This is a genomic window from Pseudomonas sp. UMAB-08 (assembly GCF_900095225.1).
GTDB lineage: Bacteria > Pseudomonadota > Gammaproteobacteria > Pseudomonadales > Pseudomonadaceae > Aquipseudomonas.
The window spans coordinates 48,328-70,011 of sequence record NZ_LT607430.1 but is presented as its reverse complement, the minus strand read 5'-3'; the positions used below and the strand labels follow the sequence as shown (position 1 = coordinate 70,011).

The 21,684-nt window shown below is 59.7% G+C and carries 21 protein-coding genes; 8 read left to right on the top strand and 13 right to left on the bottom strand.

The window, feature by feature from the left end:
• The first annotated feature begins 3 nt into the window (after positions 1-3).
• Positions 4-168, top strand: a complete 165-nt coding sequence (locus tag K0F75_RS21735) for an AzlD domain-containing protein (protein ID WP_219064036.1) — start codon at positions 4-6, stop codon at positions 166-168.
• A 22-nt stretch (positions 169-190) separates the two neighbouring features.
• Positions 191-748 (top strand): alpha/beta hydrolase, encoded by a 558-nt coding sequence (locus tag K0F75_RS21730; protein WP_219064035.1) that lies wholly within the window; start codon positions 191-193, stop codon positions 746-748.
• Between the two features lie 99 nt (positions 749-847).
• Here K0F75_RS21730 and K0F75_RS21725 read toward each other — a convergent pair whose 3' ends face one another.
• The 6 genes from K0F75_RS21725 to K0F75_RS21700 all read right to left on the bottom strand — a co-directional run bounded on the left by K0F75_RS21725 (position 848) and on the right by K0F75_RS21700 (position 8,691).
• On the bottom strand, positions 848-1,651 hold the full coding sequence (locus tag K0F75_RS21725; protein ID WP_219064034.1) for an electron transfer flavoprotein subunit beta: 804 nt from the start codon (positions 1,649-1,651) through the stop codon (positions 848-850).
• The gene (locus K0F75_RS21720; RefSeq protein ID WP_219064033.1) at positions 1,641-2,861 is read right to left on the bottom strand and encodes an electron transfer flavoprotein subunit alpha/FixB family protein; all 1,221 of its coding nucleotides are present in this window, start codon (positions 2,859-2,861) and stop codon (positions 1,641-1,643) included. The genes K0F75_RS21725 and K0F75_RS21720 overlap by 11 nt, the downstream gene beginning before the upstream one ends.
• Positions 2,861-4,822: a dimethylglycine demethylation protein DgcB gene (dgcB, locus tag K0F75_RS21715; protein ID WP_219064032.1), complete on the bottom strand. Its 1,962-nt coding sequence runs from the start codon at positions 4,820-4,822 to the stop codon at positions 2,861-2,863. The genes K0F75_RS21720 and dgcB overlap by 1 nt, the downstream gene beginning before the upstream one ends.
• 200 nt (positions 4,823-5,022) lie before the next feature.
• Positions 5,023-7,083 carry a dimethylglycine demethylation protein DgcA gene (gene dgcA / locus K0F75_RS21710; RefSeq protein WP_219064031.1) on the bottom strand — a complete coding sequence of 687 codons (2,061 nt, stop codon included), beginning with the start codon at positions 7,081-7,083 and terminating at the stop codon, positions 5,023-5,025.
• Between the two features lie 15 nt (positions 7,084-7,098).
• The gene (locus K0F75_RS21705; protein ID WP_219064030.1) at positions 7,099-7,629 is read right to left on the bottom strand and encodes a DUF5943 domain-containing protein; all 531 of its coding nucleotides are present in this window, start codon (positions 7,627-7,629) and stop codon (positions 7,099-7,101) included.
• 84 nt (positions 7,630-7,713) lie between these two features.
• Complete coding sequence (locus K0F75_RS21700) at positions 7,714-8,691, bottom strand: dipeptidase (RefSeq protein WP_219064029.1); 978 nt, start codon at positions 8,689-8,691, stop codon at positions 7,714-7,716.
• Between the two features lie 240 nt (positions 8,692-8,931).
• On the opposite strand from K0F75_RS21700, the gene K0F75_RS21695 reads away from it, so the two are divergent.
• A complete protein-coding gene (locus tag K0F75_RS21695; RefSeq protein ID WP_219064028.1) occupies positions 8,932-9,324 on the top strand; it encodes a lysozyme inhibitor LprI family protein in 393 nt (130 codons plus the stop codon).
• A gap of 19 nt (positions 9,325-9,343) precedes the next feature.
• On the opposite strand, the gene K0F75_RS21690 is transcribed toward K0F75_RS21695, so the two are convergent.
• A complete protein-coding gene (locus tag K0F75_RS21690) occupies positions 9,344-10,288 on the bottom strand; it encodes a GlxA family transcriptional regulator (RefSeq protein ID WP_219064054.1) in 945 nt (314 codons plus the stop codon).
• A 189-nt stretch (positions 10,289-10,477) separates the two neighbouring features.
• Between K0F75_RS21690 and choX the strand changes: the two genes are divergently transcribed.
• The 5 genes from choX to K0F75_RS21665 all read left to right on the top strand — a co-directional run bounded on the left by choX (position 10,478) and on the right by K0F75_RS21665 (position 15,293).
• Positions 10,478-11,425 carry a choline ABC transporter substrate-binding protein gene (gene choX / locus K0F75_RS21685; RefSeq protein WP_219064027.1) on the top strand — a complete coding sequence of 316 codons (948 nt, stop codon included), beginning with the start codon at positions 10,478-10,480 and terminating at the stop codon, positions 11,423-11,425.
• An 83-nt stretch (positions 11,426-11,508) separates the two neighbouring features.
• Entirely contained in the window at positions 11,509-12,396 is an 888-nt protein-coding gene (locus tag K0F75_RS21680; protein ID WP_219064026.1) for a 3-keto-5-aminohexanoate cleavage protein, read from the top strand.
• Between the two features lie 131 nt (positions 12,397-12,527).
• Positions 12,528-13,493: an L-carnitine dehydrogenase gene (locus K0F75_RS21675; RefSeq protein ID WP_219064025.1), complete on the top strand. Its 966-nt coding sequence runs from the start codon at positions 12,528-12,530 to the stop codon at positions 13,491-13,493.
• A 128-nt stretch (positions 13,494-13,621) separates the two neighbouring features.
• Positions 13,622-14,092, top strand: coding sequence for a thioesterase family protein (locus K0F75_RS21670; protein ID WP_219064024.1), 471 nt, complete (start codon positions 13,622-13,624; stop codon positions 14,090-14,092).
• 40 nt (positions 14,093-14,132) lie between these two features.
• A complete protein-coding gene (locus tag K0F75_RS21665; RefSeq protein ID WP_219064053.1) occupies positions 14,133-15,293 on the top strand; it encodes a gamma-butyrobetaine dioxygenase in 1,161 nt (386 codons plus the stop codon).
• A 76-nt stretch (positions 15,294-15,369) separates the two neighbouring features.
• Here K0F75_RS21665 and fba read toward each other — a convergent pair whose 3' ends face one another.
• From fba to tkt, 6 genes are all read right to left on the bottom strand, one after another.
• Positions 15,370-16,434 carry a class II fructose-bisphosphate aldolase gene (gene fba / locus K0F75_RS21660; protein ID WP_219064023.1) on the bottom strand — a complete coding sequence of 355 codons (1,065 nt, stop codon included), beginning with the start codon at positions 16,432-16,434 and terminating at the stop codon, positions 15,370-15,372.
• A gap of 131 nt (positions 16,435-16,565) precedes the next feature.
• Positions 16,566-16,889 (bottom strand): MliC family protein, encoded by a 324-nt coding sequence (locus K0F75_RS21655; RefSeq protein ID WP_219064022.1) that lies wholly within the window; start codon positions 16,887-16,889, stop codon positions 16,566-16,568.
• Between the two features lie 110 nt (positions 16,890-16,999).
• Positions 17,000-17,224, bottom strand: coding sequence for a hypothetical protein (locus K0F75_RS21650; protein ID WP_219064021.1), 225 nt, complete (start codon positions 17,222-17,224; stop codon positions 17,000-17,002).
• A gap of 28 nt (positions 17,225-17,252) precedes the next feature.
• Positions 17,253-18,416 carry a phosphoglycerate kinase gene (locus tag K0F75_RS21645; protein WP_219064020.1) on the bottom strand — a complete coding sequence of 388 codons (1,164 nt, stop codon included), beginning with the start codon at positions 18,414-18,416 and terminating at the stop codon, positions 17,253-17,255.
• A gap of 15 nt (positions 18,417-18,431) precedes the next feature.
• Positions 18,432-19,481, bottom strand: a complete 1,050-nt coding sequence (gene epd, locus K0F75_RS21640; RefSeq protein ID WP_219064019.1) for an erythrose-4-phosphate dehydrogenase — start codon at positions 19,479-19,481, stop codon at positions 18,432-18,434.
• 149 nt (positions 19,482-19,630) lie between these two features.
• Positions 19,631-21,628, bottom strand: a complete 1,998-nt coding sequence (tkt, locus tag K0F75_RS21635) for a transketolase (RefSeq protein WP_219064018.1) — start codon at positions 21,626-21,628, stop codon at positions 19,631-19,633.
• Positions 21,629-21,684: the final 56 nt, after the last annotated feature.

Genomic DNA, 21,684 nt, shown 5'->3' with positions numbered 1-21,684 from the left:
GGGATGCGCGTTAGCGGACCACGCCTCAACACCCGTTTGGACAATCCTTACCTGTTGGGGGCCTTGGCTGTTTTTGTGCTGTATTTCCTGACTCGGCGTATGTTGTTATCGAGTTTCATCGGTGTGCTGGTGTTTTTTGCAGCCCAATGGTTCTGCGCTGGCGTGTGAATGGTCTTGAAGGAGAAGAAAGATGGCAGTCAGGGTTTTGATCTTGCCGGGCCTGTTCAATTCGGGTGAAGCACATTGGCAGTCACAGTGGGAGCGGCAGTTTTCAGGCCTGCACAGGGTCGAGCAGCAAGACTGGGAAACACCAAACGCGAAGGATTGGGTTGAGCGCTTGAATCAGGAAATTGCTGCTGCCGACGGGGAGGTCGTGCTGGTGGCCCACAGCCTGGCTTGTACCTTGATCACCCGCTGGGCGCAGCAGTATCCCGAGGCGCGCAAGGTTCGTGGCGCATTGCTGGTGGCTCCGAGTGATACCGAGGCAGATAGCTATCCGTCGGGCACCTCGGGTTTTGTGCCGATGTCGACGCAACGCCTGCCTTTTCCAACGATCGTGGTGGCGAGTACGGATGATCCGTATGTCACCCAGGAGCGGGCCAAGACTTTCAGCCAGGCTTGGGGCAGTGAACTGGTTTGGGTAAAAAATGCCGGCCACATCAACGGCCAAACCGGGTACGGGCCCTGGCCCGAGGGCGCTGAGTTGCTGTTCAAACTCACGGGAGATCCGCAGTTCCAGCTTAAGTAACTCGGGTCATGCAGGCCAGACATTCGCCCCCCGGCTGCAACGCCGGGGCGTGATATCCGGCGTAATCATCCAGAAGTCGCAGTGGTACTTCCTGCGCACCTACCGCACCACGCCTTCCTCAATCAACAGCTTCAAAATCGCCTCGGCGCCTTCTTTGGCGTCGAGGCCCTTGAGTACTTGTCCACCGCCACCGCTGGCCTTGGCCGTTGCAGCTTTCATACGGTCGGCGCCGCTTTTGCCTTTGATGACTTTCAAACGTTTGGGCCGGGGCTTGGCCGGTTGCAGCGTCGAACATGCCAACAGCTCATCCACCACCACTTCGACCTCCTCCACCGCGAGCATCCCACGTTGTGCAGGACCATAGGCACTCTGCCGGGACTTGGGCGCGGCGTTATCCACCGTGGCGAGAAAAGGCAGACGCACCTTCAGCCGACGACGCTGACCGCGAGGCAGCGCTTGCAGAACATGGGCCACGCCGTTATCCAGCGATTCGACCTGCGCCAGCCCGACCACCAGCGGCCAACCCAGTTTTTCCGCCAACAGAAACGGCAACATGCCCGAGCCTTCGCCGGTTTCCGCCTGGCTACCGGTGAGCACGACTTGCACGTTTGCGTCACGCAGATAATCAACCAGAGCGGGCAATGCATCGGCGCCTTCCGGCTGTTCAAGAACATGCAGCTCATCCAGACCCATGCCGAGATAAGCCCGTAGCGCAGGCTCTTCGACATTACCGGCGTGCAGCACGTGCAAGTTATCCCCAACCAGCTGCAGGCCCAGTTCGACAGCGCGCGCATCCTGTTCGGCGCGGCGTGCACGACCGGAAGTCGGGTGCGCACCGATGGACACCAGGCTGATCACATGGATGGCGTTGTTATCCACAGGGGCCTTCGAATTAAGCGGCATCGCGTTTCCCCTCGTTGCGGTAAGCCTCAATCGCAGCAATCAGTGCCTTGAGTATGTCCGCGCTTTCACCGATCACCGACAGGTCAGCACGTTTGATCATGTCGCACCCTGGATCGAGGTTGATCGCCACCACCTTGTCGCAGGCACCAATGCCTTGCAGATGCTGGATCGCGCCGGAGATACCGACCGCCACATAGACCCGGGCCGTGACCCAGGTACCACTGGCGCCGACCTGGCGATCACGCGCCATGTAGCCATCGTCCACCGCCACACGGGATGCGCCTTCGGTGGCGCCCAATGCCGCAGCAGTGCGGTGAAACAAATCCCAATCTTTCACGCCATTGCCACCCGAGAAGATGAACTCCGCTTCGGCCATGGGAATGGCGGCCGGGTCCACCGCCACCGCACCGAGGTCTTCGATACGCGACAGACTGCGAGCGACGGCTGTGGATAACTCCACGGGCAACGCTTCGTGACGGGTGTCGCTGACCGGCTCGGCACATTCGACGGCGGCCAGAATCAAGCGCGCCAATGGACGCGCCAGGTCTTCACGCCCCGCACCCGCACGACCGATGCACTGCTCGTCAGTCACCTGCCAGACCCGCGTTGCCGGACGTTCGCCCAGGCTTGCGGCAAAGCGCCGACCCAGCTCACCGCCACCATTGCGGCTGTCAGGCAGCAGCCAATGACGCGGATTGAACTGGTTATCCACAGCCCGCAGCCCTTGAACGCGCTGCTCCGGTGAATAACCGTTGAACTCACTGCCGTCGAGCAGCAACAGACGGTCGACGCCGGCGGTGGCGAATGCAGTTTCCTTATGCTCGCCGAACACCACGGCCAGCACCGCGCCGTCTTTGCCGGCCAGTTGATGAGCCAGGCCCAACACGTCGCGGTCGTGGCTGCTCAAGCGACCGCCGACCATGTCCGGTGCGACGCAAATGTAGAACGCCGGTTGCGCGATGACCTGCAGCGGCAACTGCACGTCGGCCGCGGCAGAACGTCTGACCGCCCCGCCCTGTTGCGCGCCACTGCGGTCGATCCGCTTGATACCGTTGGGGCCAATAAAGCCGACGTTGTGCACATCTTTGCGCACGATGCCGTTGGGGCCCATCCAGCTGGTTTGCGCGGGCTGCATGGCCGCGTGCAGCGGGTGCAGGCGGTTACGGGCGATCCATTCGGCGCGGGGGTCGCGGCGGATAATGTCGCTCATCAATGCACCTCCGCAGGTTGACGCTTAACGGGTGTCGGTTTGCTGGCGACGACGTCTTCCAGCAACGCATCGGCGACCAGTTCGGCAATGTCTTTGATCAGTGGCCGAGGCTCGACCACCCCTTCAAGCATCGCCGTGCATTGCGGGCAACCCACAGCCACCAGCTCGGCGCCGGTTTCGCGGATGTCTTCCATGCGCATGTCGGGAATCCGCTGCTTGCCAGGAATGTCGGTGATCGGTGCACCGCCACCGCCGCCGCAGCAACGGGAGCGGAAACCGGAGCGCTGCATTTCCTTGATCTCGATACCCAGTGCGCGCAATACCTCACGCGGCGCCTCGTATTCGCCGTTGTAACGGCCGAGGTAGCACGGGTCGTGATAGGTCACGTTGGAGCCTTTGTGCTGGCCAAGGTTCAACGCGCCCGCCTGAATCAGCTCGGCCATGTAGGTGCTGTGGTGCTGCACTTGATAGTTGCCGTCAAAAGCACCGTACTCGTTTTTCAGCACATGGAAGCTGTGCGGATCGCAGGTGACGATACGCTTGAAGGCGTACTTGGACAGGGTCTGGATGTTGCGTTTGGCAAGCAACTGAAACGTCGCTTCATCGCCCAAACGGCGAGCCACGTCGCCACTGTCGCGCTCTTCGAGGCCCAACACCGCGAAGTCGACATTGGCGGCTTTCAGGACTTTGACGAAAGCACGCAAGGTCCGCTGGTTACGCATGTCGAACGCGCCATCACCGACCCAGAACAGCACGTCGGCGGTCTTCTTCTCGCTTAGCAGATTGAGGTTCAGGTCGGCCGCCCAGTTCATCCGGCCACCCGGTGCAAAACCGCCGGGGTTGTCGGTGGCGATCAGGTTGTCCAACACTTCGGCGCCCTTGTTCGGCGTCGCGCCTTTTTCCAGAGTGAGGAAACGGCGCATGTCGACGATGGCATCAACGTGCTCAATCATCATCGGGCATTCTTCGACGCAGGCGCGGCAGGTGGTGCAGGACCACAGGGTTTCGGCGTCCACCAGACCGTTGACGATCGGCTGATGAGCGTTGCCGCCGTGTTCGCCGATCGGTTTGCCCCTGCCATCAAGGGATGGATAAGGGCTGCCCGCGAACTTGGCATCGGTACCGCCAGCCAGGCCGACCACCATGTCTTGAATCAGTTTTTTAGGGTTCAGCGGCTGGCCGGCAGCGAAGGCCGGGCAGGCGGCTTCGCACTTGCCGCACTGCACACAGGCGTCGAAGCCCAGCAGTTGGTTCCAGGTGAAATCCTTGGGCTTTTCCACGCCCAAAGGTGCGCTGCGGTCACTCAAGTCCAGCGGTTTCAAACCGGTGGAACGGCCGCCACCAAAGCGCTCGGCGCGACGGTGCCAGGCCAGGTGCAAAGCACCGGCAAAGGCGTGCTTCATCGGCCCGCCCCACGTCATGCCGAAGAACATTTCCGTCAAGCTCAAGGCCACGGCCACGCCCAGCACCACGACGACAACCCAACCACCAAAGTGCTCCGGCAGGATGCCCGCCACTGGCAGGGTCACCAGAAAGAAGCTGACGGAAAAGGCCATCAGGCTTTTTGGCAGGCGCATCCATGGGCCTTTCGACAGCCGCGCAGGCGGATTAAGCCGGCGCAGTGCCATGAAAATTGCGCCGACAAACATGATCGCCGACGCCAACAGCAAGGCGTAGCCGAGGATCCGGTTGTGCAGGCTGAAGCCGTGTACCAGGATCGCCAGCACGGCCGCCAGCACAAAGCCGCCAGCGGTGGCGACGTGGGTGTTGGCGATGTATTTGTCCCGCGCCACAACGTGGTGCAGATCGACCATGTAGCGCTTGGGCATGGCCAGCAGGCCGCCGAGCACGTCGACCTTGGCCGCCCGGCCCTGGCGCCACAGCATCATCCGCCGCACTGCGCCCAACACGGCCAGGGCCAGGGCGACGAACAACAGGATGGGAAGAAGGGTGTTCAACATGTGGAGCTCCCATCAAAACCGGGTGGGTCTGAATTCTTGTCGCGTTTACAAAACCGGACTCGGTCATCTGTAGGAGCGCGCTTGCCCGCGATTGGCCCGGGGTCGCGCTCGACCGAAGCGGCCACAAAAATCGTTTACCCGATAACATTTGAAGGCCGTTCCGGCCTTATCGCGGGCAAGCGCGCTCCTACAGGGTTCTCTTAAAAGTCTTTACACAACCGCAATGCGTCGTAGATCGCCGCATGGATGTTGCGCTGGGCCACGCAGTCGCCGATGCGGAACAGCAAGTAACCCTCGCCCGGCTGACTCAACGAAGGTTGCGGCTGGATAGCGAACAACGCTTCGATGTCGATCTGGCCCTTGTTGCGCGAGGCCTCTTTCAGCGCGTAGTAGATTTCTTCGTCTGGACGCACGCCGTTCTCGATCACCACTTGGTCGATCACCCGCTCCTCTTTGGCGCCGGTGTACTCGTTCTCCAGCACCGCGACCAGCTTGTCGCCCTCGCGATAGACCTTCTCCAGCATCAAGTCGCCGGTCATGATCACTTCTTTGGGGTACATGCTGCGGTAGTACGTCGGGAACGATGTTCCGCCGATAGCCACGCCCGGCTTGATGTCGTCAGTGACGATCTCGACCTGACTGCCTTTGTCCGCAAGGAAGTCGGCAACCGACATCCCGGTGAACTCACAGATGGTGTCGTAGACCAGCACGTTCTTGCCTGGTGCAACTTTGCCGTCGAGGATGTCCCAGCTGCTGACCACCAGGCCTTCATCCGCGCCCCAATGTTCATTCTGTTCCAGGAACGGGTGACCGCCGTTTGCCAGCACCACCACATCCGGACGCAGGTCCAGGATGGTTGCAGGGTCGGCCGCAGTACCCAGACGCACGTCGACTTTCAAGCGTGCCAATTCCAGCTGGAACCAGCGGGTGATGCCGGCGATCTGATCGCGCTGCGGCGCTTTCGATGCAGTAGTGATCTGCCCGCCGAGCACGTCTTTTTTCTCGAACAAGGTCACGTCATGCCCACGCTCGGCAGCCACGCGTGCGGCTTCCAGGCCTGCAGGACCGGCACCGACCACCACCACTTTGCGTTTCACGCCGGTGGATTTTTCGATGATGTGCGGCACGCCCATGTATTCACGGGAGGTCGCGGCGTTCTGGATGCACAGCACATCCAGCCCTTGGTATTGACGGTCGATGCAGTAGTTGGCACCCACGCATTGCTTGATCTGATCGACCTGGCCCATCTTGATCTTGGCGATCAGGTGCGGGTCAGCGATGTGCGCACGGGTCATGCCGACCATGTCGACATACCCGCCTTCCAGAATCCGTGTTGCCTGGTTCGGGTCCTTGATGTTCTGCGCGTGCAGGACCGGGGCCTTGACCACTTCTTTGATACCGGCGGCCAAATGCAGGAACGGCTCCGGTGGATAACTCATGTTGGGGATAACGTTGGCCAGGGTGTTGTGGGTGTCACACCCCGAACCGACCACACCGATAAAGTCGAGCATGCCGGTGTCGTCGTAATACTTGGCGATCTGCTTCATGTCCTCATGGCTCAGGCCATCGGGATGGAATTCGTCGCCGCACAGACGAATACCGACGCAGAAATCCGGACCGACTTCCTTGCGCACAGCCTTGAGCACTTCCAGACCGAAACGCATGCGGTTTTCGAAACTGCCGCCCCATTCATCGGTGCGTTTGTTAACCCGAGGGCTCCAGAACTGATCGATCATGTGCTGGTGCACGGCGGACAGTTCGACGCCATCCAGACCGCCAGCCTTGGCCCGTCCGGCAGCGCTGGCGTAGTTGCCGATCACGCGCCAGATCTCTTCCGGCTCGATGGTTTTGCAGGTCGCGCGGTGTACCGGTTCACGAATGCCTGACGGTGACAGCAGGGTCGGCCAATGGTCGCCGTCCCAACGCGAACGACGACCCATGTGAGTAATCTGAATCATGATCTTGGCGCCATGCTTGTGCATGGCATCCGCCAGATTCTGGAAGTGCGGGATGATGTTGTCGGTGGCCAGGTTGACCGATTTCCACCAGCCTTGCGGGCTGTCGATGGCCACGCTGGAGGACCCGCCACAAATGGCCAGGCCGATACCGCCCTTGGCTTTCTCCTCGTAATACTTCACGTACCGATCAGTGGTCATGCCGCCATCGGTGGCATAAACCTCGGCGTGCGCGGTACTGAGAACGCGGTTGCGGATGGTCAGTTTGCCGATCTGGATGGGCTGGAACATTGCTTCGAAAGCCATGACGGAAACCTCGACTTACAATGGCTTGACGATGAACAGGCCATCGTCGTGGCCTTCTTCAGAACCACCGTAAACCTGCTCGGCCACAGTGCGGATCGGACTGCCTTTGGCGGCCAGGATTTGATCCATGGCACCCGCGAACCAACCGGTGAACATGTAATCGACCTTGCGCCCGACCTTGCCGTACACATAGACGAAGCACGAGTGTTCCAGGCGGATGCTGGCGGTGCCTTTTTCCAGGTCGATGGCTTCGATCTTAAACAGACCCCAGCCACGTTGCGACAAACGCTTCATGTAGTGCTCAAACACCGCGACGCCTTCCAGGCCGTGGCATTCAGCTTCTTTCTCGCACCAGTGCCAGGCCGATTTGTAACCCGCCTTGTAGAGAATTTCGGCGTAGGCGTCAGCGCCCAACACTTCTTCGATGCCCATGTGGTTGTTGACGAAAAAGTGACGTGGCACGTAGAGCATCGGCAACGCATCAGACGTCCAGACACCGGTTTCGCTGTCGACTTCGATAGGCAGTTGCGGGGCGATTTTAGCCATGGGGTAACACTCCAGAAATTCGGGTTGCGCCCACTGCGCGGATGGCAGTGGGGTCAGCTATTCAATGCAGATACGGTGTGAGCGTTACTCGCCCCAAACATCCTTGAGAACGTTCACCCAGTTCTCGCCCATGATTTTGCGCACGACGCGCTCGGGGTGGCCGCGCTTGAGCAGGGTTTCGGTCAGGTTGGGGAACTCACCCACGGTACGAATACCCAGCGGGTTGATGATCTTGCCGAAGCTGGTCAGACGACGCGCGTAGCCCTTGTCGTGGGTCAGGTATTCGAAGAAGTCCTGACCGTGACCCTGCGTGAAGTCAGTGCCAATACCGATGGCGTCTTCACCGACAATGTTCATCACGTATTCGATGGCTTCGGCGTAGTCGTCGATGGTCGAATCGATGCCCTTGGCGAGGAACGGCGCGAACATGGTCACGCCAACGAAACCGCCGTGGTCAGCGATGAACTTCAGCTCTTCATCGGACTTGTTGCGCGGATGTTCTTTCAAGCCGGACGGCAGGCAGTGCGAGTAGCAGACCGGTTTTTTCGATTCGAGGATGACTTCTTCGGAGGTTTTCGAACCCACGTGAGACAGGTCGCACATGACGCCGACGCGGTTCATTTCGGCAACGATCTCGCGACCGAAGCCCGACAGGCCGCCGTCGCGTTCGTAACAGCCGGTGCCGACCAGGTTTTGCGTGTTGTAGCACATCTGCACGATGCCAACGCCGAGCTGCTTGAAGATCTCGACGTAGCCGATCTGGTCTTCATAAGCGTGGGCGTTCTGGAAACCGAAGAGGATGCCGGTCTTGCCTTGTTCCTTGGCCTTGCGGATATCCGCCGTGGTACGCACGGGGATGACCAGGTCACTGTTTTCACGCATCAGCTTCTGGCTGGTGCAGATGCTGTTGATGGTCGCCTGGAAACCTTCCCACACCGACACGGTGCAGTTAGCAGCGGTCAGGCCACCTTTGCGCATGTCTTCGAACAGCTCACGGTTCCACTTGGCAATGATCAGCCCGTCAATAACGATGCTGTCGGCGTGCAATTCGGCTGGGCTCATCAGGCTGTCCCCTCTGGGTGATTCATGCGCCGAATCGTCTGCCGGCGCTTTGGGGCCAGCATATGCCTGAGGGTTGAGCGAGCCGGGTGCAAAAACGACAGGGGGTTTGCCGAAAGCGTCAAGAAACGACAAAGGGTCAGCGCCACCTGCTTAGATAGACCATTGGGCCTCTGTTCTTTACGCGGCGCCTGGAGGAAAATCTCTGGCGATTGCTCCGAACAACCGGCGAGGATGTCGCAAATGAGGTCAATGTTATTGGTGCTGGCAGTGCTGGCAACCGGCGCTCAAGCCGAAGACAGCACCCCCTGCGACAACGTGGAAACCACCCAGCAGAGCTTCGAGTGCTCGGCCTTCAACAAAACCACCTCCCAGCACGAGCTGGATAACGCTTATAAAGACCTGGTCGACCGGATCAGCTCTCAGTACGCCAACCACCCGGCGCAGCTGAACGACTACCTCGCAAAAATAAAAAATGCCCAACAGATCTGGACCAAACTGCGCGAGGCTGACTGCACGGTACAAACCTTCCTGAGCGAAAAAGGCAGCCAGACCCTCGAAATCGGGCAAAACGATTGCTTCTCGCAGATGAGCGATCAACGGTCGGAGTATTTGCAGTCGATCGGGATGGAGTGAAGCCGCACCTGATAGTGATTCACGCTTTCGACTGCTGTCGATCCTCTCTCGGGCAGCGCGTAAACCGTGCTCGGTAACTGCGGGTGAAGTACGACGGCGATTCAAAGCCGCAGGCCAGGCTGACTTCCAGCACACTCATGTCGGTCTGGCGCAGCAGTTGTCGCGCCTTCTCCAGGCGCAGCCCGAGATAGAAATTGCTCGGAGTGTCTTTCAAATGCAGGCGAAAAAGGCGCTCTAGCTGACGGCGGGTCACTTGAATCCCGTCGGCCAGGTCCAGGGTGCTGAGCGGTGGTTCGGTGTGTTGTTCCATTTCGCCGATGACCTGCACCAGCTTTTTGTTGTTGATGCCGTAACGCGTGGCGATCTGCATGCGTTGGTGGTCTTTGCGCGGGCGAATCCGGCCGAGTACGAACTGTTCCGACACCTGAATCGCCAGTTCCGGCCCGTGGGCCTGGCCGATCAGGTCGAGCATCATGTCGATGGACGCCGTGCCGCCTGCGGACGTGATGCGGCGACGGTCGATTTCGAACAACTCCTGAGTCACGGCCAACTGTGGATAAGACTCCTTGAACGCCCCCAACGCCTCCCAATGCAGGGTCAGGCGATGGCCGTCGAGCAGGCCTGCCTGCGCCAGGATAAAGCTGCCGGTGTCGATGCCGCCAAGGGTCACGCCTTCGTGATCGAGTCGACGCAGCCACTGCTCCAGCGCTGGGGTGCAGAACTTCAAGGGTTCAAAACCCGCCACCACCCACAACGTCGTGCCTTTTTTTAGCGGCTCCAGCGCGGCATCGGCGTTGACCGACATGCCATTACTGGCAACCACCGCCCCGCCATCGACACTCAGCACATGCCAGCGATACAGCTCGCCGCCGAAGCGATTGGCGACGCGCAATGGCTCGACGGCCGAGACGAAGCCCATCACCGAGAACCCGGGCATGAGCAAAAAGTAATAGTCCTGGGACATCGGCGGTACTCGCGGGGTCAGCATCACTCACCACATACGCCAGTTGAATGAGGACAGCAAGGGAACAGGTCGCTACTGTGCAAGAGCGCGTCGCCGCTGTGCGTTTTCCGGGGGCTGCGGCTGCGTAACGTTGCATCACGGCGCGCAGACGTCGGAACCCCACAATAACGACTGCCGAGGGAATCCATCATGAAACGACTGATCAGCTGTTGTTTGCTGGCACTCACCGGTACCACCTTCATCGCCAACAGCGCCAGTGCAGCTGAAGCGGCAACCTGTCAGAACGTACGCCTGGGCGTGGTCAACTGGACCGACGTTATGGCCACCAGCGCCATGACCCAAGTCTTGCTCGATGGCCTGGGCTACAAGACCAAACAGACCAGCGCCTCGCAGCAAATCATCTTCGCCGGCATCCGCGACCAGCGCCTGGACATGTTCCTCGGCTACTGGGACCCGTTGATGACCCAGACCATCACCCCGTTCGTGAAGCAAAATCAGGTGCGCATTCTGCCTGAACCCAGCCTCAAAGACGCTCGCGCGACCCTCGCCGTTCCGACCTACCTCGCCGACAAGGGCCTGAAAACCTTTGCCGACATCGCCAAATTCAAGAAAGAACTGGGCGGCAAAATCTACGGCATCGAGCCCGGCTCAGGTGCCAACACCCAGATCAAGGAAATGATCGCCAAGAACCAGTTTGGCCTCGGCGACTTCCAGTTGGTGGAATCAGGCGAAGCCGGGATGCTGTCGGCGGTCACTCGGGCGGTCAATCGCAACGAAGCCATCGTGTTCTTCGGGTGGGCGCCGCACCCCATGAACGTCAACCAGAAGATGACCTACCTTACTGGCAGCGATAACGCCCTCGGCCCGAATGAAGGCGAGGCCAAAGTCTGGACCGTTACCGCGCCGGATTATGCCCAGCGTTGCCCGAACGTCGACAAGCTGCTGACCAACCTGAGTTTCACCGCTGAAGACGAGAGCCGGATGATGCAGCCGTTGCTCGACCACAAAGACGCGCTTGAGTCAGCCCGGCAATGGCTCAAAGACCATCCGCAAGACCTCAAGCGCTGGCTCGCCGGGGTGAAAACCTTTGACGGCAAAGATGCCGCTGAAAACCTGAAGCTGAGCAGCAACCCGTAGCGTATCCGAACCACCGATCCGCAGCCTGAACGGGCTGCGGACGGGATTGCCACACCCTAAAATCCGCCTGTAAGGAACCTGAAATGAACCATGACGTCATCATCACCTGCGCACTGACCGGTGCTGGCGACACAACCGGGAAGAGCCATCTGGTCCCGGTCACTCCCAAACAAATTGCCGCCGCCGCCGTTGAAGCCGCCAAAGCCGGTGCGACCGTGGTTCATTGCCACGTACGCAACCCGGAAACCGGCAAGTTCAGCCGCGACGTGGCCCTGTACCGCGAAGTGATGGAGCGCATTCGCGAAGCCGACGTCGACATCATCGTCAACCTCACCGCCGGCATGGGTGGCGACCTGGAGATTGGCGCGGGCGAGAACCCGATGGAGTTCGGTCCGAACACCGACCTGATCGGCCCGCTGAGCCGCCTGGCACACGTCGAAGCACTGCTGCCAGAAATCTGCACTCTCGATTGCGGCACCCTGAACTTTGGCGATGGCGACACCATCTACGTGTCCACTCCAGCCCAACTGCGCGCTGGCGCCAAACGCATTCAAGCGCTGGGCGTGAAAGCCGAGCTGGAAATTTTCGACACCGGTCACCTGTGGTTCGCCAAGCAGATGATCAAGGAAGGTCTACTCGACGACCCACTGTTCCAGCTGTGCATGGGCATCCCGTGGGGCGCACCCGCTGACACCACCACCATGAAAGCCATGGTCGATAACCTGCCTGAAAACGCCGTGTGGGCAGCCTTTGGTATCGGTCGCATGCAGATGCCGATGGCAGCCCAGGCCGTGCTGCTCGGCGGCAACGTGCGCGTGGGTCTGGAAGACAACATCTGGCTTGATCGCGGCGTGCTGGCCAGCAATGGCGCACTGGTCGAACGCGCCTCGGAAATCCTCAGCCGCCTGGGCGCCCGGGTTCTGACCCCCGCCGAAGGCCGGGTCAAGATGGGCCTCAAGAAACGCGGCTGATCTCCATTGTAGGAGCGGATTTATCCGCGAAGACGTCGGCACATCCAACATCGTCAGTGCCTGACACACCGCCTTCGCGAATGAATTCGCTCCCACAGAATCATCTACAGATTTCTATTCAGGAAGTAGCGATGACTTTTATCACTGACATCAAAATCTTCGCCGCGCTCGGCAGCGGCGTTATCGGCAGCGGTTGGGTTTCCCGCGCACTGGCTCACGGCCTGGACGTGATCGCCTGGGACCCGGCGCCCGGCGCTGAGGCGGCCCTGCGCAAACGCGTGGCCAATGCCTGGTCCGCCCTGGAAAAACAGGGCCTGGCACCCGGTGCGTCGCAAGATCGCCTGCGCTTTGTCGCGACCATCGAAGAATGTGTGCGTGATGCTGACTTCATCCAGGAAAGCGCCCCGGAGCGTCTCGACCTGAAGCTGGACCTGCACAGCAAGATCAGCGCCGCAGCCAAGCCCAATGCCTTGATCGGCTCCAGCACCTCCGGCCTGTTGCCCAGCGAATTTTACGAAAGCGCCATCCACCCCGAACGCTGCGTGGTCGGTCACCCGTTCAACCCGGTTTATCTGCTGCCACTGGTTGAAGTCGTCGGCGGCAAGCACACGGCACCCGAAGCCGTACACGCGGCGATCAAGGTGTATGAGTCCCTAGGCATGCGTCCGTTGCACGTGCGCAAGGAAGTGCCGGGCTTTATCGCCGACCGCCTGCTCGAAGCGCTGTGGCGCGAGGCCTTGCACCTGGTCAACGACGGGGTGGCAACCACCGGCGAAATCGACGATGCGATCCGCTTTGGCGCAGGCCTGCGCTGGTCGTTCATGGGCACCTTCCTGACCTACACCCTGGCAGGCGGCGATGCGGGCATGCGCCATTTCATGGCGCAATTCGGCCCGGCACTGCAACTGCCGTGGACTTATTTACCGGCACCCGAACTGACCGACAAGCTGATCGACGATGTGGTCGACGGCACCACCGACCAGCTCGGCAGCCACAGTATCTCGGCCCTGGAACGCTATCGCGATGACTGCCTGCTGGCCGTGCTTGAAGCGGTGAAAACCACCAAAGCCAAGCATGGAATGGCGTTTAGCGAGTAGCCGATAAATAAACCTGTAGGAGCGGGCTTGCCCGCGATAGCGACTTGCCTGACACACCGCGCTGACTGCATCGCGGGCAAGCCCGCTCCTACAAGGGGTCATTCCAGATAAAAATTGATGAGACTGCCATGCCAACACTTACCACCTACAAAACCCCGGTCCTCGCTGACTGGGTCGACTACAACGGGCATCTGCGCGATGCGTTCTATCTGCTGATTTTCAGCTACGCCACAGACGCTTTCATGGACCATTTGGGCCTGGACAGCGACAACCGCGAAGCCAGCGGCCACTCGTTATTCACCCTCGAATGCCATCTCAATTATCTGCATGAAGTGAAGCTGGGCGAAGCGGTCGAAGTCCGCACTCAAGTTATCGGCCACGACCGTAAACGCGTGCATCTCTACCACAGCCTGCACACACCCGGCAGCGACGAACCCTTGGCCGCCAACGAGCAAATGCTGTTGCACGTCGACTTGGCGGGCCCACGCTCGGCACCGTTCAGCGAGCCGGTATTGAACACCCTGCTGGCCTTGGTCGAAACCCAAAAAGACCTGCCGCGGCCCGCCTACATCGGCCGCGTGATTGGTTTGCCCGTCTGACCCAAGAGCCTATCCCTGCACGCATAAAAAGGAGATCGCCATTAACACTCCCGCCGTCGCCGACTTTCGCAATTACCCGTTGATCAGCGCGTTGACCGCCGTACAACCCTTGGCGGACAGGTTGCACGTGCAATGGGCCGATGGGCGGCTCAGCCCCTTTCATCATCAATGGCTGCGGGATAACTGCCCGTGCCCTGAATGCGTGTACAGCGTGACCCGTGAGCAGGTGCTGGAAATCGTCGATGTCGCTGAAGACCTGGTGCCCAACACCAGTCTTGTCGACGCCCAGGGTTGTCTGTGCGTGGAATGGCAGAACGGCCATCAAAGTCGTTTTGATCCTGGCTGGCTGCGCGCCCATGCTTACGACGAGGCGTCGCGCGCCGAGCGGTTCGAAGCCAAACCGAAAAGCCAACTGTGGACCGCCAACCTGCAACTGCCGGTGTTCGAATATCACGCGATCATGGAGGACCCGAAGGCGCTGCTTCAGTGGCTGCTGGCGTTGCGTGATATCGGCCTGACGCAGGTGCGCGGCGTGCCCACGGAGCCGGGCTCATTGGCCGGGATCGCCAAGCGGATTTCGTTTATCCGCGAGAGTAATTTTGGCGTGCTGTTCAATGTGCAATCAAAAGCCGATGCCGACAGCAACGCCTACACCGCTTTCAATCTGCCGTTGCACAGCGACCTGCCGACCCGCGAGCTGCAACCGGGGCTGCAGTTTCTGCATTGCCTGGTGAATGACGCGGTGGGCGGCGAAAGTGTGTTCGTCGATGGCTTTGCGATTGCCGATGCCCTGCGCCATGAAGACCCGGAGGCGTTTCGTAGTGTGTGCGAGATTCCGGTGGAGTTTCGCAACAAGGATCGCCACAGCGACTACCGGTGCCTCGCGCCGATCATTGCACTGGACACTTTGGGCCAGGTCCGTGAAATCCGCATGGCGAACTTCCTGCGCGGCCCGTTCGACGCTCCCGCAGAGCAGATGCCCGCACTGTATCGGGCCTATCGACGTTTTATCGCCATGACCCGCGAAGCACGCTTTCGGGTGAGTGCGCGGCTGAGCCCCGGCGACATGTGGTGCTTCGACAACCGCCGCACCCTTCACGCCCGTAATGCGTTCGACCCAGCAACCGGTGCGCGGCACTTCCAGGGTTGCTACATCGACCGGGATGAACTGCTGTCGCGCATTCGGGTATTGCAACGGTAGATGCAGCGCTCCTACAGGTAACTTGAGGTACAAAAAAACCCGCATCGCTGCGGGTTTTTTTTCGATCAACTCAAACTCAGTTGACCTTGGCGTTCAACTCGCCTTTGGCATAACGCAGGTACATTTTTTCCAGCGACATCGGCTTGATCTTCGATGCCTGGCCAGCAGTACCGAACGCTTCGTAACGCGCGATGCAGATGTCACGCATGGCAACGATGGTTTCGCCGAAGAATTTACGTGGGTCAAATTCGCTCGGGTTGGTGGCCATCAGGCGACGCATCGCACCGGTGGACGCCAGACGCAGGTCAGTGTCGATGTTGACCTTGCGCACGCCGTACTTGATGCCTTCGACGATTTCTTCGACGGGTACGCCGTAGGTCTCTTTAATGTCGCCGCCGTATTGGTTGATGATTTTCAACCACTCTTGCGGAACAGAAGACGAACCGTGCATCACCAAGTGGGTGTTGGGGATGCGCTTGTGGATTTCTTTGATGCGTTCAATCGCCAAGGTGTCGCCGGTAGGCGGCTTGGTGAACTTGTACGCGCCGTGGCTGGTACCGATGGCGATAGCCAGGGCATCGACCTGAGTCCTTTTGACGAAGTCAGCGGCTTCTTCCGGGTCGGTCAACAGTTGGCTGTGATCAAGCACGCCTTCTGCACCCACGCCGTCTTCTTCGCCAGCCATACCGGTTTCCAGGGAACCCAGGCAGCCCAGCTCGCCTTCTACCGACACGCCGCAGGCATGCGCCATGGCCACGGTTTGCTGGGTCACGCGCACGTTGTACTCGTAATCAGTCGGGGTCTTGCCGTCTTCTGCAAGGGAGCCGTCCATCATGACCGAGCTGAAACCCAACTGGATCGAGCGCTGGCAGATATCAGGGCTGGTGCCGTGATCCTGGTGCATGACCACAGGGATGTGCGGGAACTCTTCGATTGCGGCGAGGATCAAGTGACGCAGGAACGGGGCACCGGCGTATTTGCGCGCGCCGGCCGAAGCCTGAACGATCACCGGGGAATCGGTCTTGTCGGCCGCTTCCATAATGGCGCGCATCTGTTCCAGGTTGTTGACGTTGAAAGCAGGGACGCCGTAGCCGAACTCGGCTGCGTGGTCCAACATCTGGCGCATGCTGATAAGTGCCATTTTAGGTCTCTCTCCCGGTAGGGTCGTTAATCGTGCAAGCCTGCCTTAACGGCGGCTGCTATTCAAATTTTGCGCATCGGACAATGGCCGAACGCGTTTAACAGGCAGTCGCAAACATACTCAGCGCCGAACTAGGGAGCCTTGCAAGCGCGACCGATCAAATCATTGGTGGCGACCCAGTACACCAGGCCTTCCTCACCCTTTATGTGAAACGCCAACACACCGTCGCTGTACAACTCCCCGGAAGCGCCAGGCTCAGGCTTTAAACGATAGACCTGATCTTTGCCACCCAGGCGAACATCGACTTGAGTCTTGGTGCTGTCGGTGAAATGCCATAGCACTTCGGCCTGACTGTCACACACCCAACGGGTCCATGCGCTCTGTTGTTCCGGTGCATTCATACTGGCGCATCCGCCCAGCACTGCAAATGTCGCAAGGGCGATTAAGCCTTTCATTACTTCTCCTGGCCACCCCATGAAGCTCGGCAGGTGCCAATCACTTCGGTCGATCAGGGGCGGTTTTGTTCCTGATTGCAATCATCGTAGGCTCAATCGCACCCCAAGCCTCAAGGACAGCCCGCCTTTACCTCAGCAGGCGTGACCTCGTACTTGTCCAGTGCATCCGGACCACCGCGCTTGTAGATGATCGGCACGGTTTCCGCCTGCCAGTCAGCCTCGTAGCAGCTTGCCCGAGGCGCCTTGGGCGCGGCTTTTGCGTCTTCGGCGCCGGGCTCACTGGCACACCCGGCCATCAGACCGGCAATGACAAACAGCGGTAACCGCTTGAGCATGTAAATCCCCTTCACCCACACCGGATGCTCAGGCCTTGGCCCGCTGCTCCAATACTTCAACCGCTGGCAGGACTTTGCCTTCGACGAACTCAAGGAAAGCGCCACCCCCGGTAGAAATGTAGGAGATTTGATCCGCAACGCCATATTTATCGATGGCCGCCAGCGTATCGCCACCGCCCGCAATGGAAAATGCATCGCTGGCCGCAATGGCCTTGGCCAACGTCTTGGTGCCTTCGCCGAATTGGTCGAACTCGAACACGCCAACCGGACCGTTCCACAGAATAGTCTTCGAAGATTTCAACAAGTCGGCGAAATGCGCTGCAGTTTGCGGACCGATATCCAGAATCATGTCGTCGTCGGCCACATCGGCGATCAGTTTGACCGTCGCCACAGCGCTTTCGGCGAATTCCTTGGCCACCACCACATCCACCGGCAGCGGCACGCTGACTTTGGCGGCGATGGCACGTGCGGTGTCCAGCAGATCGGGCTCGTACAGCGATTTGCCGACATTGTGCCCGGCTGCTGCGAGGAAGGTGTTGGCGATGCCGCCACCGACGATCAACTGGTTGCAGATCTGGCTCAGGCTGTTAAGCACATCCAGCTTGGTCGAGACCTTGGAGCCCGCGACGATAGCCGCCATTGGCTGGGCCGGAGCGCCAAGGGCTTTGCCCAACGCATCCAGCTCGGCAGCCAGCAACGGGCCGGCGCAAGCGACTTTGGCGAACTTGCTGACGCCGTGGGTCGAGCCCTCGGCGCGGTGAGCCGTACCGAAAGCGTCCATCACGAATACATCGCACAGGGCGGCGTATTTTTGCGCGAGCTCGTCGGTGTTTTTCTTCTCGCCCTTGTTGAAGCGCACGTTCTCGAACAGCACGATGTCGCCCGCCTTGACCTCGACACCGTCCAGGTAGTCAGCCACCAGCGGCACGTCACGACCCAACGCCTTGCTCAGGTAGTCGGCAACCGGTTTGAGGCTGTTCTCGGCAGAGAACTCGCCCTCGGTCGGACGGCCCAGGTGAGAGCAGACCATAACGGCTGCGCCCTTTTCCAGCGCCAGTTTGATGGTCGGCAGCGAAGCAAGAATCCGCGCATCGCTGGTTACCACACCGTCCTTGACCGGAACGTTGAGGTCTTCACGGATCAATACACGCTTACCTTGCAGATCGAGGTCGGTCATCTTCAACACGGTCATGAGGCTGTCCCTGGTTTACTGTTGTTTGTGAGCAACGCGCAGATAGTGATCGGCGACGTCGAGCATTCGGTTGGCAAAACCCCATTCGTTATCGAACCACGCCAGCAAATTCACCAGCCTTGGGCCGGAAACGCGTGTCTGACTGGCATCGACAATCGCCGAATGAGGGTCATGATTGAAATCACAGCTGGCATGCGGCAGCTCGGTATACGCCAACAACCCTTTCAACGGGCCGCTGGTGGCGGCGTCGCGAAGGATCCGGTTGATCTCGGCGGCATCGGTATCACGCGCAGTCTGCAGGGTGATATCGAGGCAAGAGACGTTAACCGTTGGCACACGCACTGCTTTGGCCTGAATTCGCCCGGCAAGTTCCGGCAAAAGCCGTTCGATGCCACGCGCCAGACCAGTGGACACCGGAATAATCGACTGAAAGGCCGAACGCGTACGGCGCAGGTCTTCGTGATGATAGGCGTCGATCACCGGTTGGTCGTTCATCGCAGAGTGGATGGTGGTGATGGAAATGTATTCCAGACCGATGGCCTGATCGAGCAAACGCAACAGCGGCACACTGCAATTGGTGGTGCAGGAAGCGTTGGACACCAGCAGTTCGATGCCCGTCAGTTTGTCCTGATTGATGCCATACACGATGGTGGCATCAACATCCGCTTCGCTGGCCATTGGTTGCGAGAACAACACGCGGGGGGCGCCCGCGTCGAGAAAGCGCTGGCCATCTTCCCGGGTGTTGTAAGCGCCCGAGCATTCAAGCACCAGATCAACGCCGAGCCCGGCCCAATCGATCCCTTCAGGGGTTGCGCTGCGCAGCACCTTGATGCCGTGCTCGTTGATGTACAAATATTCGCCTTCGACCCGCACTTCGCCAGGAAAGCGACCGTGGGTTGAGTCAAAGCGCGTGAGGTATTCGAGACTGGCTATATCCGCCAGATCGTTCAATGCAACCACTTCAAACCCGGCTTTCGCCCCTCGCTCACACAGCGCACGCAAGACACAACGACCGATACGGCCGTAGCCGTTGAGTGCAACTTTATACAGACGTGGCTGAGGCATGGGGTTCTCGCTGGCAGGTGTTGAAACCTGTAGGAGCGCGCTTGCCCGCGATAAGGCCGGAACGGCCTTCAGATGCAAGACAACATCGTGTGACTGCTGCGCAGTCAATCGCGGGCAAGCGCGCTCCTACAAGGGGAACGCTTTGTTTCTTAGTCTTCGAGCAACTCTTCAGCCGTACCCAGGATGTTTTCCAGGGTGAAACCGAACTCTTCGAACAAGGCAGGCGCAGGCGCCGACTCGCCGAAGGTGGTCATGCCGATGACCCGACCTTCCAGACCAACGTATTTGTACCAGTAGTCCGCGTGAGCGGCTTCGATGGCGATACGCGCGCTGACTTGCAACGGCAGAACCGTTTGCTTGTACATCGCGTCCTGGGCGTCGAAGACGCTGGTGCAGGGCATGGAAACCACGCGCACATTACGGCCTTGTGCAGTCAGTTTCTCGTAAGCCAGTACCGCCAAGCCCACTTCGGAACCGGTGGAGATCAGGATCAGCTCAGGCTCACCCACACAGTCGCGCAGCACGTAGCCGCCACGGGCGATTTCCGCCAATTGAATGGCATTGCGGGATTGGTGAGTCAGGTTCTGGCGAGAGAACACCAGGGCCGATGGACCGTCGTTACGCTCAATCGCGTATTTCCAGGCCACTGCCGATTCCACGGCATCCGCCGGGCGCCAGGTATCGAGGTTCGGCGTGCCACGCAGGCTGGCCAGTTGCTCGATTGGCTGGTGCGTCGGGCCGTCTTCGCCCAGACCGATGGAGTCGTGGGTGTAGACGAACAGCACGCGCTGTTTCATCAGCGAGGCCATGCGCACTGCGTTGCGCGCGTATTCCATGAAAATCAGGAAGGTCGCGCCGTACGGTACGAAACCGCCGTGCAGTGCAATACCGTTCATGATCGCGCTCATGCCGAATTCGCGAACACCGTAATGCAGGTAGTTACCGCTGAAGTCTTCAGCCGTGAGGCTCTTGCAGCCTTTCCAGATAGTCAGGTTGGAGCCTGCCAGGTCAGCCGAACCGCCAAGGAACTCAGGCAGCAGCGGACCGAAGGCATTCAATGCGTTCTGGCTGGCTTTACGGCTGGCGATGGTTTCGCCCTTGGCATCGACTTCGGCGATGTAGGCCGTGGCTTTTTCAGCGAAATCAGCCGGCAGCTCGCCGCTCATGCGACGGATCAATTCGTTGGCCAGTTCCGGGTGTTCGGCGGAGTAGGCAGCAAAACGCTGGTCCCACTCGGCTTCCACGGCCAGACCCGATTCCTTGGCGTTCCACTCGGCATAGATATCCGCCGGAATTTCGAAAGGACCGTAATTCCATTTCAGCGCAGCACGGGTCAGCGCGATTTCCGCGTCGCCCAGTGGAGCGCCATGGCAGTCTTCCTTGCCTTGCTTGTTTGGCGAACCGAAACCAATGGTGGTCTTGCAGCAGATCAGCGTGGGTTGCGCGCTTTTACGTGCTGTTTCGATGGCGATCTTGATTTCTTCGGCATCGTGGCCGTCGACGTTACGGATCACTTGCCAGTTGTAGGCTTCAAAACGCTTTGGCGTATCGTCAGTGAACCAGCCTTCGACTTCGCCATCGATGGAAATGCCGTTGTCATCGTAGAACGCGATCAGTTTGCCCAGACCCAGCGTACCGGCCAACGAGCCGACTTCGTGGGAAATGCCTTCCATCATGCAGCCATCACCCAGGAACACGTAGGTGTGGTGATCGACGATGTCGTGACCTGGACGGTTGAACTGTTCGGCCAGCACTTTTTCAGCGATGGCAAAACCGACGGCATTGGCCAACCCCTGCCCCAAAGGACCGGTGGTGGTCTCGACGCCAGGGGTGTAGCCATATTCAGGGTGACCCGGCGTACGGCTGTGCAACTGGCGAAAATTTTTCAGGTCGTCGATGGACAGGTCGTAACCGGTCAGGTGCAGCAGCGAGTAAACCAGCATCGAACCGTGGCCGTTGGACATGATGAAGCGGTCACGGTCGGCGAACGATGGATTGCTCGGGTTGTGTTTGAGGTAATCACGCCAAAGCACCTCGGCGATATCCGCCATGCCCATAGGGGCACCGGGATGGCCGCTGTTGGCTTTTTGCACGGCATCCATGCTGAGGGCACGAATGGCGTTGGCACGCTCACGACGGCTGGGCATCGCTGATCTCCTGGAACTGAAAGGATGGGATCGGAAAAAAGGTGAGCATTTTCCCT